Source organism: Amycolatopsis sp. NPDC001319 (assembly GCF_042896185.1).
Lineage (GTDB): Bacteria > Actinomycetota > Actinomycetes > Mycobacteriales > Pseudonocardiaceae > Amycolatopsis.
In genome coordinates this window covers 115,340-129,516 of the sequence record NZ_JBIAWY010000006.1, presented here as the reverse complement: position 1 = coordinate 129,516, position 14,177 = coordinate 115,340, and the positions used below count along the sequence as shown (strand labels likewise).

General features: G+C 72.2%; 14 protein-coding genes. 6 read left to right on the top strand and 8 right to left on the bottom strand.

Annotation, left to right across the window (positions count from 1 at the left end; genetic code table 11):
• Window positions 1-29: 29 nt before the first annotated feature.
• Entirely contained in the window at window positions 30-527 is a 498-nt protein-coding gene (locus tag ACFY1H_RS23900) for a MarR family transcriptional regulator (protein WP_366581467.1), read from the top strand.
• A gap of 103 nt (window positions 528-630) precedes the next feature.
• Here the strand turns inward: ACFY1H_RS23900 and ACFY1H_RS23895 are convergent, their stop codons facing one another.
• From ACFY1H_RS23895 to ACFY1H_RS23870, 6 genes are all read right to left on the bottom strand, one after another.
• Entirely contained in the window at window positions 631-1,458 is an 828-nt protein-coding gene (locus ACFY1H_RS23895; RefSeq protein WP_366581647.1) for a DUF72 domain-containing protein, read from the bottom strand.
• Window positions 1,459-1,736: 278 nt separating this feature from the next.
• Window positions 1,737-2,309, bottom strand: a complete 573-nt coding sequence (locus ACFY1H_RS23890; protein ID WP_366581468.1) for a TetR/AcrR family transcriptional regulator — start codon at window positions 2,307-2,309, stop codon at window positions 1,737-1,739.
• Window positions 2,306-4,201, bottom strand: coding sequence for a YhgE/Pip domain-containing protein (locus ACFY1H_RS23885; RefSeq protein WP_366581648.1), 1,896 nt, complete (start codon window positions 4,199-4,201; stop codon window positions 2,306-2,308). The genes ACFY1H_RS23890 and ACFY1H_RS23885 overlap by 4 nt, the downstream gene beginning before the upstream one ends.
• Before the next feature lie 26 nt (window positions 4,202-4,227).
• Entirely contained in the window at window positions 4,228-4,944 is a 717-nt protein-coding gene (locus ACFY1H_RS23880; RefSeq protein WP_386949654.1) for an ABC transporter ATP-binding protein, read from the bottom strand.
• 153 nt (window positions 4,945-5,097) lie between these two features.
• Entirely contained in the window at window positions 5,098-6,015 is a 918-nt protein-coding gene (locus ACFY1H_RS23875) for a GNAT family N-acetyltransferase (protein WP_366581472.1), read from the bottom strand.
• A gap of 19 nt (window positions 6,016-6,034) precedes the next feature.
• Window positions 6,035-6,895: a class I SAM-dependent methyltransferase gene (locus ACFY1H_RS23870; protein ID WP_386949651.1), complete on the bottom strand. Its 861-nt coding sequence runs from the start codon at window positions 6,893-6,895 to the stop codon at window positions 6,035-6,037.
• Between the two features lie 302 nt (window positions 6,896-7,197).
• Between ACFY1H_RS23870 and rpsA the strand changes: the two genes are divergently transcribed.
• Window positions 7,198-8,700, top strand: coding sequence for a 30S ribosomal protein S1 (gene rpsA / locus ACFY1H_RS23865; RefSeq protein ID WP_364060441.1), 1,503 nt, complete (start codon window positions 7,198-7,200; stop codon window positions 8,698-8,700).
• 141 nt (window positions 8,701-8,841) lie between these two features.
• Here rpsA and ACFY1H_RS23860 read toward each other — a convergent pair whose 3' ends face one another.
• Window positions 8,842-9,474 (bottom strand): TetR/AcrR family transcriptional regulator, encoded by a 633-nt coding sequence (locus ACFY1H_RS23860; protein WP_386949647.1) that lies wholly within the window; start codon window positions 9,472-9,474, stop codon window positions 8,842-8,844.
• A gap of 224 nt (window positions 9,475-9,698) precedes the next feature.
• Here ACFY1H_RS23860 and ACFY1H_RS23855 point away from each other — a divergent pair, with 224 nt between their 5' ends.
• Both ACFY1H_RS23855 and ACFY1H_RS23850 read left to right on the top strand, forming a co-directional pair.
• Window positions 9,699-10,139: an OsmC family protein gene (locus ACFY1H_RS23855; RefSeq protein ID WP_366581478.1), complete on the top strand. Its 441-nt coding sequence runs from the start codon at window positions 9,699-9,701 to the stop codon at window positions 10,137-10,139.
• Window positions 10,140-10,156: 17 nt separating this feature from the next.
• The gene (locus tag ACFY1H_RS23850; protein ID WP_366581480.1) at window positions 10,157-11,146 is read left to right on the top strand and encodes a DJ-1/PfpI family protein; all 990 of its coding nucleotides are present in this window, start codon (window positions 10,157-10,159) and stop codon (window positions 11,144-11,146) included.
• A gap of 16 nt (window positions 11,147-11,162) precedes the next feature.
• Here ACFY1H_RS23850 and ACFY1H_RS23845 read toward each other — a convergent pair whose 3' ends face one another.
• The gene (locus ACFY1H_RS23845) at window positions 11,163-11,378 is read right to left on the bottom strand and encodes a hypothetical protein (RefSeq protein ID WP_220242033.1); all 216 of its coding nucleotides are present in this window, start codon (window positions 11,376-11,378) and stop codon (window positions 11,163-11,165) included.
• 215 nt (window positions 11,379-11,593) lie between these two features.
• On the opposite strand from ACFY1H_RS23845, the gene coaE reads away from it, so the two are divergent.
• Both coaE and thrS read left to right on the top strand, forming a co-directional pair.
• Complete coding sequence (coaE, locus tag ACFY1H_RS23840; protein ID WP_386949643.1) at window positions 11,594-12,781, top strand: dephospho-CoA kinase; 1,188 nt, start codon at window positions 11,594-11,596, stop codon at window positions 12,779-12,781.
• Between the two features lie 151 nt (window positions 12,782-12,932).
• Window positions 12,933-14,174, top strand: a complete 1,242-nt coding sequence (gene thrS / locus ACFY1H_RS23835; RefSeq protein ID WP_386949641.1) for a threonine--tRNA ligase — start codon at window positions 12,933-12,935, stop codon at window positions 14,172-14,174.
• The last annotated feature ends 3 nt before the right edge of the window (window positions 14,175-14,177 follow it).

The following is a 14,177-nucleotide window of genomic DNA, read 5'->3' as shown; positions in this document are numbered from 1 at the left end:
GCGGCCGCGGCCCGCGAACGGGAGACACGATGTACGAGATCTCCGACATCGCGGACAACGGCGCGGCCTCCGGCGCCGGTTTCTGGCTCCACCAGGCGGCCCTGGCCTGGCGCGCCGCGCTCGACGTCCGGCTGCGCCCGCTGGGCCTGACGCCCACGCAGTTCCTCCTGCTGTCCACGGCCGCCCGCCTCGAGCGCACCGCCGGCCCCGCCACCCAGCAGGAAGTGGCCGAGCACGCCGGCGCCGATCGCATGATGACGTCGAAAGTCCTGCGGGCGCTGGAAGTCCGCGGCCTGCTCACCCGCACCGCCCACGAACGCGACGCCCGCGCCGTCCGCGTCTCCCTCACCCCCGCGGGCCGCGACCTGGCGGCCGACGCCGCGGCCATCGCGACCGAGTTCGACAGCGCCTTCTTCGGTCCCGCCGCGGAACGGCTGGCCCGCGAGCTCCGCTCCGTCGCGGAACGCCGCGGAAGGTCCGGACCACTCACCGCCGAGGAAGCGTTGCGGGCGGCGCCGGACGAGTGAGTGCGCGGTGATCGTGAAGGTGCGTGTGGAGCGACCGCGCGAGACCGAGCACCAAATGGCGCCGCCACGGTGCAGACCGAACGTCCGGTGTGGACAGTGCGGCTCAGAACAACGTCGGCGGTCCCACCGGCATCGGTTCGGCCAGGGGCGCCAGCTCGGGCACGCGCGCCCGCACGTCGTCGTGGAAGCGGCGGGCCAGCAGCAGCGCGTCGGCGTTGTCCGGGGTGTGGAGGAAGACCGTGGGGGAGCGCCCTTCGCGCAGCCAGTGCGCCACGGCGTCGGCCCAGGGGTGCCAGCCCGCGGCGGTTTCCTCGGGGTCGTCGCGGCCGAGGTAGCGGACCACGGGGTTCGCGGTGAGCGCGCGGATGCGCCGCGGCATGCGGGGCTTCTTCAGCCACGCCTCTTGTTCGGCTTCGGACGTCGGCGGCCGGGAGAACAACACCGTGGTGTCGAAGGTGATCCACTCGGCTGCGGCGCCGGCGAGGACGCGTTCCAGAGCCTGGGCGGCGCGTGCGTCTTCGAAGAACGCGCGGTCGCGGACCTCGACGGCGTAGCGGTACTCGCGGGGCAAGCGCCGCAGGAACCCGGCGAGGGCGCCGAGGGCCTCCGGTGAGAACGACGGCGGGAGCTGGATCCACAGCGTGTGGGCGCGTTGGCCCAGCGGCTCGATCGCCGCGAGGAACGGGGCCAGCACCGCGTCGACGTCGCCGAGACCGCGCTCGTGCGTGATGGCCTTCGGCAGCTTGAGCACGAACCGGAAATCGGCCGCCGTCTGCTCGGCCCAGGTCTCGACCGTGGCGCGCGACGGCGTGGCGTAGAACGTCGTGTTGCCTTCGACCGCGTTGCACCACGTCGCGTACGCGCGCAGGCGCTCCCGAGGTGCCAGGGGGTGCGGCAGGAGCCGGCCCTGCCAGGGCGCGTGCGTCCACATCGCGCAGCCGACGTGGAGTTTCACGGCGCCAGCCTAGTGGGGCACCACGGTGGGGTGATTCACCCGTGTCACCCGCCCGGTCAGCGGTACCCGCGTCACGGTCGCCTCACTTAGCGTGACATGCGTTGGTGTCGATCGATAGCGGAGGACCGAGAGATGATCAAGCGGCTCTTCAAGTTCGTCATGCGCCACGGCTGCTGCGCCGCGTGCACCGGCAAGGGCTGCGGCTGCTGCGCCAACTGCGGCTGACCCGGCGCGCGGAAGAACCGTCCGGGGTCTCAGCCACGGCCGAGGCCCCGGATCAGCACCATCACCGAGTCGCGCACGTCGGCCCGGGTGCGGGTGGGCTGGAAGACCTGCCAGTCGAGCGCGACGACGAGCATCGTGCCGAACAGGCCCGCCGCCGCGGTCTCGATGGCGACGCCCGCGGGCAGCCGGCCGGCCTCGTCGAGCCGGTGCAGCTGCCCCTTCACGATCGAGATGATCTCCTCGCGCAACAGCGCCAGCGTGTCGTGCCACTGGCCCGGCGTGCGCCACAACTCGCTCACCACGATCTGCGAGAACCCGGGGTACTCGGCGATGAACTGCAGCGTCGTGTCGACCTGCGCCTCGATCACGTCGAGCGGCTCGCCGTCCGTCACGGCGGCGCGCAGGCGCCCCGCCAGCAGGTCGACGCCGAACCGGAGCAGGCTGTCGACCAGCCCGTCCTTGGACCCGAAGTTGTAGTACACCGTGCCCTTGGCGACGCCGGCTTCGGTCGCGATCTCGTCCACCGTCAGCCCCACGAGGCCCCTGCTGGCCGAAAGCCGCAGGGTCGCCTCGAAGAGCTTCCGCTTGGTCGTCTCCCTCACAGGCTGAGCTCGGGTTTGAGGGCGGACACCGTCCAGACCCGGTGCTTGCGCGCCGCCAGGGTCGACAGCACGATCCCGCCGACGAGGTAGGCCAGCAGCACCCCGACGTCGCCGAGGATCTGCAGCGACGCGCCGCTGTAGAGCAGGTGCCGGAAACCGTCGATGGCGTAGCCCATCGGCAGCACGACGTGCAGCGGGTAGAGGGCGTCGGGAATCGTCTGCCACGGGAACGTGCCGCCCGCGCTCACCAGCTGCAGCACCAGCAGCACCAGACCGAGGAACTTGCCGACGGCGCCGAAGAACGCGTTGAGCGCGTGCACCACCGACGTGAACGCCAGCGAGACGAGGATCGCGAACCCGATGGCGCCCAGCGGATGCGCGATGTGGATGCCGACCAGCCACGTCACCGCGGCGAACAGCACGATCACCTGCGCGATGCCGAGCACGGCCGAGGACAGCCAGCCGCCGAGCGCGACCCGCAGCGGCGCGGCGCCCGCGGTGAGCGCCCGGGTGGACAGCGGCCGGATGAGCAGGAACAGCACGAACGCGCCGATCCACGTGGCCAGCGAGATGAAGAACGGGGCCAGCCCCGCGCCGTACGTGCCCGCCGAAGCGACGCCGTTGGCCGTGACCGCGACCGGGTCGGCGATGGTGTTCGCCGTGGCGGTGCGCGTCGGGTCGTCCGGGTTCGGGATCTGCGACAGGCCCGACGACAGCCCGTCGCGCAGCTGGTTCGCCCCGCTCGCGAGCTGGTCGGTGCCGGTGACGGCGGTCTTCTCCCCGTCGTCGAGCTTGGCCGCGCCGTCGCGCAGCTGGTTCGCGCCGTCGGACGCCTGCGCGATCCCGCTGGTCAGCTGCGGTGTGGCCGAGGCGAGCTGGTGGGCACCGTCCGAAACCTGGCGGGCGCCGCTCGCGAGCTTGGCGAGGTCGCCGTTGGCGGCCTGGATCTTGGTGTTCGCCTGGTCGACGGGCGAGCGCAGCTGGTCGAGCTGCGCCAGGATGCCGTTGACCTGGGTGTCGGACAGGCCCGCGTTGTGCAGGTCGGTGTTCAGCTGGGCGCGGTAGCCGTCGAGCTTGCCCTGGATGTCGGCCGACGCGGACGCGGCGAGCGAGGCGGCGTCGGCCACCTGCTGGTTGCCGTCGGCGACCTGGCCGGCGCCGGTCGCGAGCTGCTGCGTCTGGCTCGGCAGCTGCGCGGTGCTCGTCTTCAGCGTGTTCAGCCCGGTCGCGAGCGTGCCCGAGCCGGTGGCCAGCCGGCTCGCGCCGTCGGCGAGCTGGTGCTGGCCGGTCTGCAGCTGCGCGGCGCCGTCGGCGAGCTGTTTCGCGCCGTTGGCGGCGTCGGAGATCTTGCCGTAGATCGTGGAGAAGCCCACGAGGAACCGGTCGGCCGCCTCGCCGCCCACCTTCTCGGCGATGGTCTTGCGCACCTGGTCGGCCACCTGCTTCGCGATGGTGCCCGCGAGGTAGTTGTTGGCGTCGTTGGTGGTGAGCGTGATCGTGGCCTGCTGCGGCGTGAAGTTGCCCGACGACAGCAGCGCGGTGGAGAAGTCGCGCGGGATGCCGATGGCGAAGGAGTACTTGTCGTCGCGCACGCCGTCGCGAGCGTCCTGTTCGGACACTTCGTGCCACTGGAAGGTGCCGGACTTGACCAGCTCGTCGGTCACCTCACGCCCGACGTTGCGCGTGGCGCCCGTCGAGTCCTTCGCGCCGGCGTCGCTGGTGAACACGGCGGCGGGCAGCTTGTCGAGGCGGCCGTACGGGTCGTAGTTCGCGTACAGGTAGAAGGACGCGTAGAGCAGCGGCACCAGCACGAGCGCGGCCATCGCCAGCTTCGGCAGCGTGCCGGCCGAGAGCCGGCGCAGCTCGTTGAGCGCGATGCGGAAGGCGTTCAGGCCGCCGGCACGCTTGTCGGGGGCGGTCATGCCGGTTCTCCTTCAGCGCTGACGTGTTCGGCGACGGGCTCTTCGACGGCGGGATCTTCGGCAGCCGGCTCTTCCGTGAGGGCGAGCAGGCGCACCGGCGCGGGCTGGTCGGTCGACCCGATGCGGGCCGGGGGATACGGGAGGGCGGACGCGGGTGTCGTCGCGGTGAGCACGGCGACGGCGAGGCCGCGCTTCGCGTGCTCCTCGGCGACCGCGGTCCACGTCTCGACGAGGCTCGTGTGCCGGTCGGGGGTGTCGAGCACGAGCACGCGCACGCCGGTGCGCTCCGCGGCCAGCTCGGCGAGCAGCCTCGTGCGCATCGCGGGCTCAAGGTTCTCGAAGCGGGTGCCGGCGAAGGGGGCGGCGTCGTGCTCGGTGAGCCAGCGCGCCACGTCCTGTTTGCCCGCGGGCCGGTGCGCCAGCGCGAGCTCCTCGCCGGCGACCACGCGCAGCGTCAGCGCCTCGTCGGGCTCGCTCACGCCCGGGGCGTCGACCACGGCGACGAGGTCGCGCAGCAGGCCGGGGACGTCGGCGGTGACCGTGCCGGTGCTCGGCTTGACGCGGCCGGCCAGCGCGAGGCCCAGCGCGGTGATCCCGACGCCGGGCTCGCCGTGGACCAGCGTCACGCAGCCGTCCTCGACGGTCAGCGAGGTGGGTGGCAACAGTGTGCCGTGGGGTCCCTCCAGGGACACCCGGTCGGCTCGTACCTGCACGGGGACTCCAATTTCTCCACTGACCGGAATTTTGAACTGACCGGTCAGTGCAAAAAGTTAGCGCACATGATCAACGGGCGGCAAGGCGGGTGGTCGCACGTCACACGACGGGGTGGTGGTGTCCCGGTCAGCGGTGCCGGTCGGCGGTCCTGGTCAGCGCAGCGCGGTCGCCGGGTGGGCTTCCCACGACGTCCACAGTGGACGATAGCCCTGCCGGTGCCAGAACACCGAGGAGAGGGGGTTCATCGGGTTGTAGTAGAGGTACGCGCCGACCGTGCCGGGACGCAGCAGTTCGCGGTGTACGTGGTCCATGAGGACGCGCCCGATCCCGCCGCCGCGGTGGCCGGGCGCGGTCACGACGTTGTTCACGTACGCCCACAGCCCCGGCGGCAGGAGCTCGGCCGCCTCGGTACCCGGCGCCGAGTCCACCCACGCGCACTGGGCGAGGGCCACCGGCCGCCCGCCGGCTTCCGCGAGCCAGGTGGCCGGTTCGTCGAGCGCGCGGCGCAACGCGGGCGCGAGCAGTTCGGCGGTCTGGTCCCGGCGGCGGTGCGCCACCAGGCCGGTGTAGTCGAACGTGGCCGCGCACAGCCGGAGCACGGTGTCGAAGTCGGCCGGCCCGGCCAGGCGCACGGCGATCCCGTCGGTTCCGGCGGGCGTGCGGGGCGGCGGGTCCGTCCGCACGGCGAGCGCGGACATCGGGGCGAGCCCGTGGTCGAGGAACGCCCGGATCGCCTCCGCGTCGCGGCTCGGCCAGTTCACGACGCACGCGGAGTCGGCTTCGGCCGGTTCGGTGTCCACGAGGGACCGCAGCTCGCCCAGCAGGAGGTCGAATCCCCCGGTTCCGGCGGTGTCCGCGTCGGGGAACAGCTGCCACACCTGCGCGGCCGACCACAGCAGGGGAGTGTCGCCCGGGCCGTGGCGGTGGCGCTGCACGATCCCGGACACGCGTTCGCCCGCCCCCGTCACCGCGCTGACGCGCTCGCCCGCGGTGTCGGCGAGCGACGGCGCGGGCGGCGGCAGCAGCGGGTCGAGCGCGGCGAACCGCGCCGCGGGTTCGGTGGTGGCCACGGAAGCGCAGCGTAGCCGCTCAGGAGCGGCGCGTGCGGAAGATCGCCGTGCCGGGGAAGAGCTTGCCGCGCAACGGGCTCCACTGGCCCCAGGTGCGCGTGTGGCCCTCGGGCCACTCGGGCTCCAGCAGGTCCTCGAGCGCGAACCCGCCGGCGGCCAGTGCGCGCACGTAGTCGCCGAGCGTGCGGTGGTACTCGACGTAGGTGGCCTCGCCGTCGTCGTCGACATCCACGTACGGCGTACGGTCGAAGTACGGCTGCGTGACGGTGAGGCCCAGCGGGCCCGGGTCGTCGGGGAAGATCCACCGCATCGGGTGGGTCACCGAGAACACCCAGGGCGAGCCGGGGCGCAGCACGCGGTGCACCTCGGCGAACACCGTCGCCGGCGAGGGCACGAAGGGCAGCGCGCCGAACGCCGAGCACGCGGCGTCGAAGCTGCCCGAGGCGAACGGCAGGTACTCGGCGTTGGCCTGGACCAGGGGCACGGCGACGCCGGTGCGCTCGTTGCCCTCGCGCGCGTGGCGCAGCATCCCGCCGGACAGGTCGGTCGCCACGGCGTCGGCCCCCGCCGAGGCGAGCCAGCGCGAGCACGCCGCCTGGCCGCAGCCGACCTCCAGCACGCGCCGGCCGCGGACGTCGCCGAGCAGCCGCACGTCCTCCTCGCGCACGCCCTCCGGGCACCACACGAAGTCGGCGTCGCCGAGGAACTCGCCGTGGGTGGCCTGGTAGTCGTCGGCGTCGGCGTCCCACCAGGCGAGGTTCGCGGCCGCCGCTTCGCCGCCGCCGACCGCGCGGTACGCGACGCCGGCCGTGCCGAGCTGCAGCTCGGCGTGCGCGTGGCGGTCGGCTGTGCCCGCGGGGGCGGCCGAGTGGTCGGACATGCGGGGTCCTTCCGGGAATGACGGGGAATGCCGGCACCGGCCGAAACGTTGCCGGAAGGGTACCGGGAGCTGTGGGGACCCTGATTGTGTGCCCTACCGGGGCCCGCGTACGATACGTGTTAGCGCAGTGGGTTCGCGCTGCCTGGGTCTTCACTTGCCGGGGGAGCGCACCGTTTGCGGGTCATGCCGCGGTCGTTCACTGGTGGACGTTGCTCGTGGGGTCGTCGCATGTTCCCGTCTCACGCCCCATCGCGCCGCCAACTGGACACCCTACGATCCCATCCACCGGAGCAACCCGCCTAATGACCACCGACACCGCCACCGCCCCGACCGCCCCCATCGGGGCCCCGCAGGTCGCCATCAACGACATCGGGTCGGAGGAAGACTTCCTCGCGGCTATCGACAAGACCATCAAGTACTTCAACGATGGCGACATCGTCGAGGGCACGATCGTCAAGGTCGACCGCGACGAGGTCCTGCTCGACATCGGCTACAAGACCGAGGGCGTCATCCCCTCGCGCGAGCTTTCCATCAAGCACGATGTCGACCCGGCTGAGGTTGTCTCCGTCGGCGATGAGGTCGAAGCTCTCGTTCTCCAGAAGGAGGACAAGGAAGGCCGCCTGATCCTGTCCAAGAAGCGCGCTCAGTACGAGCGCGCCTGGGGCACGATCGAGGAGCTCAAGGAGAAGGACGAGCCCGTCAAGGGCACCGTCATCGAGGTCGTCAAGGGTGGTCTCATCCTGGACATCGGCCTCCGCGGCTTCCTTCCCGCCTCGCTGGTCGAGATGCGCCGCGTGCGCGACCTGCAGCCGTACGTCGGCCGCGAGCTCGAGGCGAAGATCATCGAGCTGGACAAGAACCGCAACAACGTGGTCCTGTCCCGCCGCGCCTACCTCGAGCAGACGCAGTCCGAGGTTCGCAGCGAGTTCCTCAACAACCTCGCCAAGGGCCAGGTCCGCAAGGGCGTCGTGTCCTCCATCGTCAACTTCGGTGCCTTCGTGGACCTGGGTGGCGTCGACGGCCTGGTGCACGTCTCCGAGCTGTCCTGGAAGCACATCGACCACCCGTCCGAGGTCGTCGAGGTCGGCCAGGAGGTCACGGTCGAGGTCCTCGACGTCGACATGGACCGCGAGCGCGTCTCGCTGTCGCTGAAGGCGACGCAGGAAGACCCGTGGCGTCAGTTCGCCCGCACCCACGCGATCGGCCAGATCGTGCCGGGCAAGGTCACCAAGCTCGTCCCGTTCGGTGCGTTCGTGCGCGTCGAGGAGGGCATCGAGGGCCTGGTGCACATCTCCGAGCTGGCCGAGCGCCACGTGGAGATCCCGGAGCAGGTCGTGCAGGTCAACGGCGACGTCATGGTCAAGGTCATCGACATCGACCTCGAGCGCCGTCGCATCTCGCTGTCGCTGAAGCAGGCCAACGAGGGCGTCACGCCGGACACCGAGTTCGACCCGACCCAGTACGGCATGGCCGCCGAGTACGACGCCGAGGGCAACTACATCTACCCCGAAGGCTTCGACCCGGACACCCAGGAGTGGCAGGACGGCTTCGACAAGCAGCGCGAGGAGTGGGAGCGGCAGTACGCCGAGGCCCTCACGCGCTACGAGGCCCACATGGCGCAGGTCAAGAAGGCTGCCGAGGCCGACGCCGAAGCCGCTGCCGACGCCGCCACCGGCATCGAGGGTGGCAGCGGGGGCGACCAGACCTACACCTCCGCTCCGGCCGAGGCCAAGAGCGGCGGCACGCTGGCCAGCGACGAGCAGCTCGCGGCTCTGCGCGAGAAGCTCTCGGGCGGCCAGGGCTGAGTCAAGCCTGACGCCGAGCAGCACTGAGCTCTGACACCGCGGCCCCGGTCCAGTTCGGACCGGGGCCGCGGTGTTTTCGCGTATGAGGTGTGCGAAGTGGACCACCCCGAGGGGTTGCCGGAAGGCCGGCGTGGGGCGAGGTCAGTTGTGGAGGCCGAGCCCGGTGATCATCGACAGCACACCGGTGCGGTACATGGCCTCGTTGGCTTCGTCCGTCGGCTCGATGAACCAGTCGCTCAGCGGCGTCTGCGAGCGGATCGTGAGCTCGGCACTCACCAGGCCGTGCATGGCCGTCCACAGCAGATAGCCGTAGTCACGCGAGTCCGTGCCGGGATCGCTGACGCGGCGGATCTTCCCGACGAACATCGCGAACGTCGTGCGCAGCACCGCCGTGCGCAGCTCCGGGTCCGGGTCGTAGCCGTGGACCGAGCGTTCGAACATCATCGCGTAGCGGGCCGGACTCTCCAGCGCGAACCGGCGGTAGGCCAGCGCGACCTCGAGGAGATCCGCGACGCCGTCGTCGGTCTCCGGCGGCACGTCGAGCAGCTCGTCGCGCAGGAGGTCGAACGCGCGCTCGTACAGCGCGTCGAGCAGACCGGTGCGGCCGCCGAAGCGCGTGTAGACGGTGATGGTGGACGCGCCGGCCGCCTCGGCCACCCCGCGCACGGTCAGGCCGCCGACGCCGCGGTCGGTGAGCACGGTCAAGGCGGCGTCGAGGAACCGGCTCCGGTTGTGCTGGTCGGCAGGCTGCGTCGACAGATGGCGGGTGGCCACGACCGTTCCCCCCTTCGCCCGTGCCGCGCAGGACAGATCCGCGTCTCGCCTGCCGAAGATACGATATTCACGCTCGCTTGGGAACTTCGCCATGCGGCCGGATCTGTGGGATCTTCGTCCTGTGGACCTCGCCACGGCGTGGCACCACTTCGTCCACAAGCGACGTTCGGTTAGGTGGAGCGGCGCGGTGGCGCCGTCGAGAACCCCGAGCAGGAGGAGACCGGATGACTGAGCCGGAACCGGGCACTGTTGTCGTCAGCGAAGCAGGCGAAGGCCGCTTCACCCAGCACGTGACCGCGGGCGGTTTCGAGCTCGTCGTGGACGAGCCCAAGTCGGTCGGCGGCGACGGCACCGGCCCGACTCCGTACGACCTGCTCCTGGGCGCCCTCGGCTCCTGCACGGCGATCACGCTGCGGATGTACGCGGACCGCAAGAACATCCCGCTGGCGAACGTGAGCATCCGGCTTCGTCACGACCGCATCCACGCTCGTGACTGCGAGCGCTGCGAGACCGAGGTCGGCATGGTCAGCCGCATCACCCGCGAGATCGAGCTCGAGGGCGACCTCGACGACGAGCAGCGCGCGCGGTTGCTGGAGATCGCGGACAAGTGCCCCGTGCACCGCACGCTGGAGCACGAGATCGACGTCCAGACCAAGCTGGTCTGAGGAACGGGGTGCGCGCCATGGAGCGGAGCGAGCGGGTCGTCGTGGTCGTCTACGACGCGGTGCGGCTCCTGGACGTGACCGGGCCGCTCGAGGTGTTCGGGATGGCCAACGAGCACGGCGCGCGGTACGAGCTGCTCACCGCGTCGCCGGGCGGCACCGACGTGCGCACCACCACCGGCACGCGCCTCGGTGCCGACGTGGCGCTCGAGGACGTCGACGTCGAGGGCGGCACGCTCGTGGTGCCGGGCAGCCCGAACTGGCAGATCACCGTGACCGACGAGCACCTGCTCGACGAGGTCCGCCGCCTGTCCCGCCAGGCGCGGCGCACCGCGTCGGTGTGCGCGGGCGCCTTCACGCTCGCGGCCGCGGGCCTGCTGGAGGGTCGCCGCGCGGCCACCCACTGGGAGCTCGCCGACCAGCTCGCGCGTCGCTACCCGGGCGTCGAGGTGGACTGCGAAGCGATCTTCGTGCGCGACGGTCCGGTGATCACCTCGGCCGGCGTCACCTCCGGCATCGACCTGTCGCTCGCCCTCGTGGAGGAGGACCTCGGCTCCGAGGCCGCGCGGCTCGTCGCGAAGCACCTCGTGGTGTTCCTGCAGCGGCCCGGCGGGCAGTCGCAGTTCAGCGTGCGCCTGGCCGCCCAGCCCGCGCGCAACGACCTGCTGCGCGGGATCATGGACCGCATCACCGCCGATCCTTCGGCCGACCACAGCCTGTCGCTGCTGGCCGACGACGCGGGCGTCAGCGTCCGTCATCTCACGCGGCTGTTCCGCGACCAGATGGGCACCTCGGTCGCCCGGTTCGTGGAGAGCACGCGCTTGGAGGCGGCGCAGCAGCTGCTGGAGACGGGCACGGACCCGCTCGACGTGGTCGCGCGCCGCACGGGCTTCGGCTCGGCGGAGACGCTGCGCCGGGTGTTCACGCGTGAGCTGGGGGTGCCGCCGAGCGCCTACCGCGCGCGCTTCCGCACCACGGGCACACCGGCGCTGGCCGGTGCGGGTCGGTAGGTCAGGCGGGCACCGCTCAAGACGTCGAGACGACCGGAACCCAGATGCGTTCCAGAGCCGCGGCGCGGGCGCGGCGGCGGAGGCCGGCGAAGCTGTGCTGGGCGGGGACGAGCAGGGCGCTGAGCCACGTTCGCCGGTATTCGGCGAGGGCTTCCGCCACGGGGCGGTAGCCGACGCAGTGCACCAGTCCCGGCGTTCCGAGCCGGTGCTTCCCGACGTGCTTTTCCGCCATCGTTCCTCCGTGTGGGCGACCCTTCCGCCGCGCACGGTACGCAATCGCGCCGGTAAATCCGCGGAGCCGCCCGGCGTGTCACCCGGATCAGTCAGCGAGTTCCGGACAATGTTCTTGATTTTCGACTGGGGGTGTGCGTGTACCCGTGCGAGTGCACGTGCAGGGCTCTGACGTCCCCTGATCGGGTGGCGCCCGGGTCTGGCTAGGGTGAGGTCATGCTGCGAGTGGGTCTGACGGGCGGGATCGGCGCGGGGAAATCGACGGTGGCGAACCGGTTCGCGGAGCACGGCGCCGTGCTGGTGGACTCCGACCGGATCGCGCGCGAGGTGGTGGAGCCGGGCACGCCCGGGCTGGCGGCCTTGGTGGAGGCGTTCGGCGAGGACATCCTCGCCGCCGACGGGTCGCTCGACCGGCGGGCGCTGGCCGCGAGGGCGTTCGCCGACGACGAGTCGCGCAAGCGCCTCAACGGGATCGTGCACCCGCTGGTCGGCAAGCGGACGGCCGAGCTGATGGCCGAGGCCGCCGACGACGCGGTGATCATCCACGACATCCCGCTGCTCGTGGAGGGCAACCTGGCGCCGGCGTACCACCTCGTGGTGATCGTCGACGCGCCCGTGGAGGTCCGCGTGCGCCGGCTCGTGGAGGTGCGCGGCATGGCGGAGGCCGACGCGCGGGCGCGGATCCGCGCGCAGGCCAGCGACGAGCAGCGCCGCGCGGTCGCCGACGTCTGGCTCGACAACGGCGGCGCGCAGGACGCCGTGCTCGCCGAGGTCGACGCGCTGTGGGCCGACCGGCTCGTGCCGTACGAGGCCAACCTGCGGCTGCGCAAGCCGCGTCCGCCGATGTCGCCGATGATCGCGCCGTCCGACCCGACGTGGCCGCTGCAGGCCGAACGCCGGCTCGCGCGCCTGCGGCAGATCGCGGGGGAGCGCCTGCTGCGCGCCGACCACATCGGCTCCACCGCCGTACCCGGGCTGCCCGCCAAGGACGTCCTCGACCTGCAGCTCACGGTCCCCACGCTGGCCGACGCCGACGCGCTCGCCGAGCCTCTGGCCGACGCCGGCTTCCCTCGTCTGGAGGGCGACTGGTGGGACGACCCGCAGGACGGCTCGGCGTCACCGTGGCCGAAGCGCTTGCACGTGGGCGCCGACCCGAAGCGCCCGGTGAACCTGCACGTCCGCACGCCCGAGACGCCGGCGTGGCGCCTCGCGCTGCTGTTCCGCGACTGGATCCGCGCGAACCCGGCCGAGCGCGACGCGTACGCGGCGGTGAAGGAGCAGCTCGCGCGCGAGCACGCGGCCGACGGCACCGTCGCGCCGTACGCCGACGCCAAGCAGGGCTGGGTCAACGACGCGTTCACCCGCGCGGAGGTCTGGGCCGGGCAGACGTCGTGGCAGCCGTGAAAACCGGGTGCGCGGCCGGCGGTGGCGCTGTTAGCGTCGCCGGCATGCAGCGCTCGGCCAGCACGACGACGCCGGACACCGTCCCGGCGCGCTGAAACCTGAGCGAACCAAGCCCCGGGGTGGTCACCCCGGGGCTTCGTCGTGTCCCCGGGTGCCCGCCTCGGCCGTCCACGAGGAGACCCCGATGCCCGACCACCGCAGGATCGGCCGTGAGCTCGGCCTGTTCGGCACCGACCCGCTGCTCGGCGCCGGTCTGCCCTACCTGCTGCCCGACGGTGCCGTGATCCGGCACGAGCTGGAGGAGTACGTCCGCGACGTCGAGCGCCGCGCGGGCTACCGCCACGTGTACTCGCCGGTGCTCGGCAAACGCGAGCTGTACGAGATGTCCGGGCACTGGGCGCACTACCGCGACGACATGTTCCCGCCGCTGGACGTGGGCGGCGAGCAGCTCGTGCTGCGGCCCAGCCTGTGCCCGCACCACGCGCTGATCTACCGCTCCCGGTCACGCAGTCACCGCGAGCTGCCGCTGCGGATCGCCGAGCTGGGCGGGATGTACCGGGCGGAGCTGTCCGGGGTGCTCAGTGGGCTCGGCCGCGTGCGCGCCATCCAGCTCAACGACGCCCACCTGTTCTGCTGCCTCGACCAGGTCGCCGACGAGGCCCGCGGCGCGCTGGAGCTCATCCGCCGCGTCCACGCGGACCTCGGGCTGCGTCCGGCGCGCTACCGGCTCTCGCTCGCCGGCGGCTCGGGGGACTACGTGGGTTCCGCCGAACACTGGGCGCGTGCCGAAGCGCTGCTCGTCGAGGCGCTGGACGGCTTCGACTACGACGTGGCGCCGGGCGAAGCGGCGTTCTACGGCCCGAAGATCGACGTCCAGGTCATCGACAGCGCCGGGCGCTCGGCCACCCTCTCCACCGTCCAGGTCGACTTCCACCAGCCCGAGCGGTTCGACCTCGGCTACGTCGGCCCCGACGGCGCCGTCCACCGGCCCGTGCTGGTGCACCGCAGCCTGCTCGGCAGCCTCGAACGCGCGATGGCTCAGCTGCTCGAAGAGCACGGCGGCGCCCTGCCGCCGTGGCTCGCGCCGGTGCAGGTGGTGGTGCTGCCGGTGTCCGACGCCGAGCTCCCGCAGGCCGACGCGCTCGTGCGGCGCGGTCAGGAAGCCGGTCTTCGGGTGGAGCTCGCCGCACCCGATCGCGGAAGCCTCGGTGCCCGGGTCCGGGACCACCGGCTCGTGCCGTACCAGGCGGTGATCGGCGCCCGGGAGGCTGAGTCCGACCTCGTCGCACCCCGGCTGCGTGATGCCCGGCGCCTGGATCCCTTGCCCGCGGCGGAGTTCGTGGCCGCGGTCGCGGAGCGAGTCGCGGCCCGTGGCGCGGTGCTCTGGCCCTGACGC

Bases quoted from the DNA above. Each gene is read 5' to 3' on its own strand.
- ACFY1H_RS23900 (WP_366581467.1), top strand. From the start codon at position 30: ATGTACGAGATCTCCGACATCGCGGACAACGGCGCGGCCTCCGGCGCC.
- ACFY1H_RS23895 (WP_366581647.1), bottom strand. From the start codon at position 1,458: ATGTGGACGCACGCGCCCTGGCAGGGCCGGCTCCTGCCGCACCCCCTG.
- ACFY1H_RS23870 (WP_386949651.1), bottom strand. From the start codon at position 6,895: ATGTCCGACCACTCGGCCGCCCCCGCGGGCACAGCCGACCGCCACGCG.
- rpsA (WP_364060441.1), top strand. From the start codon at position 7,198: ATGACCACCGACACCGCCACCGCCCCGACCGCCCCCATCGGGGCCCCG.
- ACFY1H_RS23855 (WP_366581478.1), top strand. From the start codon at position 9,699: ATGACTGAGCCGGAACCGGGCACTGTTGTCGTCAGCGAAGCAGGCGAA.
- ACFY1H_RS23850 (WP_366581480.1), top strand. From the start codon at position 10,157: ATGGAGCGGAGCGAGCGGGTCGTCGTGGTCGTCTACGACGCGGTGCGG.
- ACFY1H_RS23845 (WP_220242033.1), bottom strand. From the start codon at position 11,378: ATGGCGGAAAAGCACGTCGGGAAGCACCGGCTCGGAACGCCGGGACTG.
- coaE (WP_386949643.1), top strand. From the start codon at position 11,594: ATGCTGCGAGTGGGTCTGACGGGCGGGATCGGCGCGGGGAAATCGACG.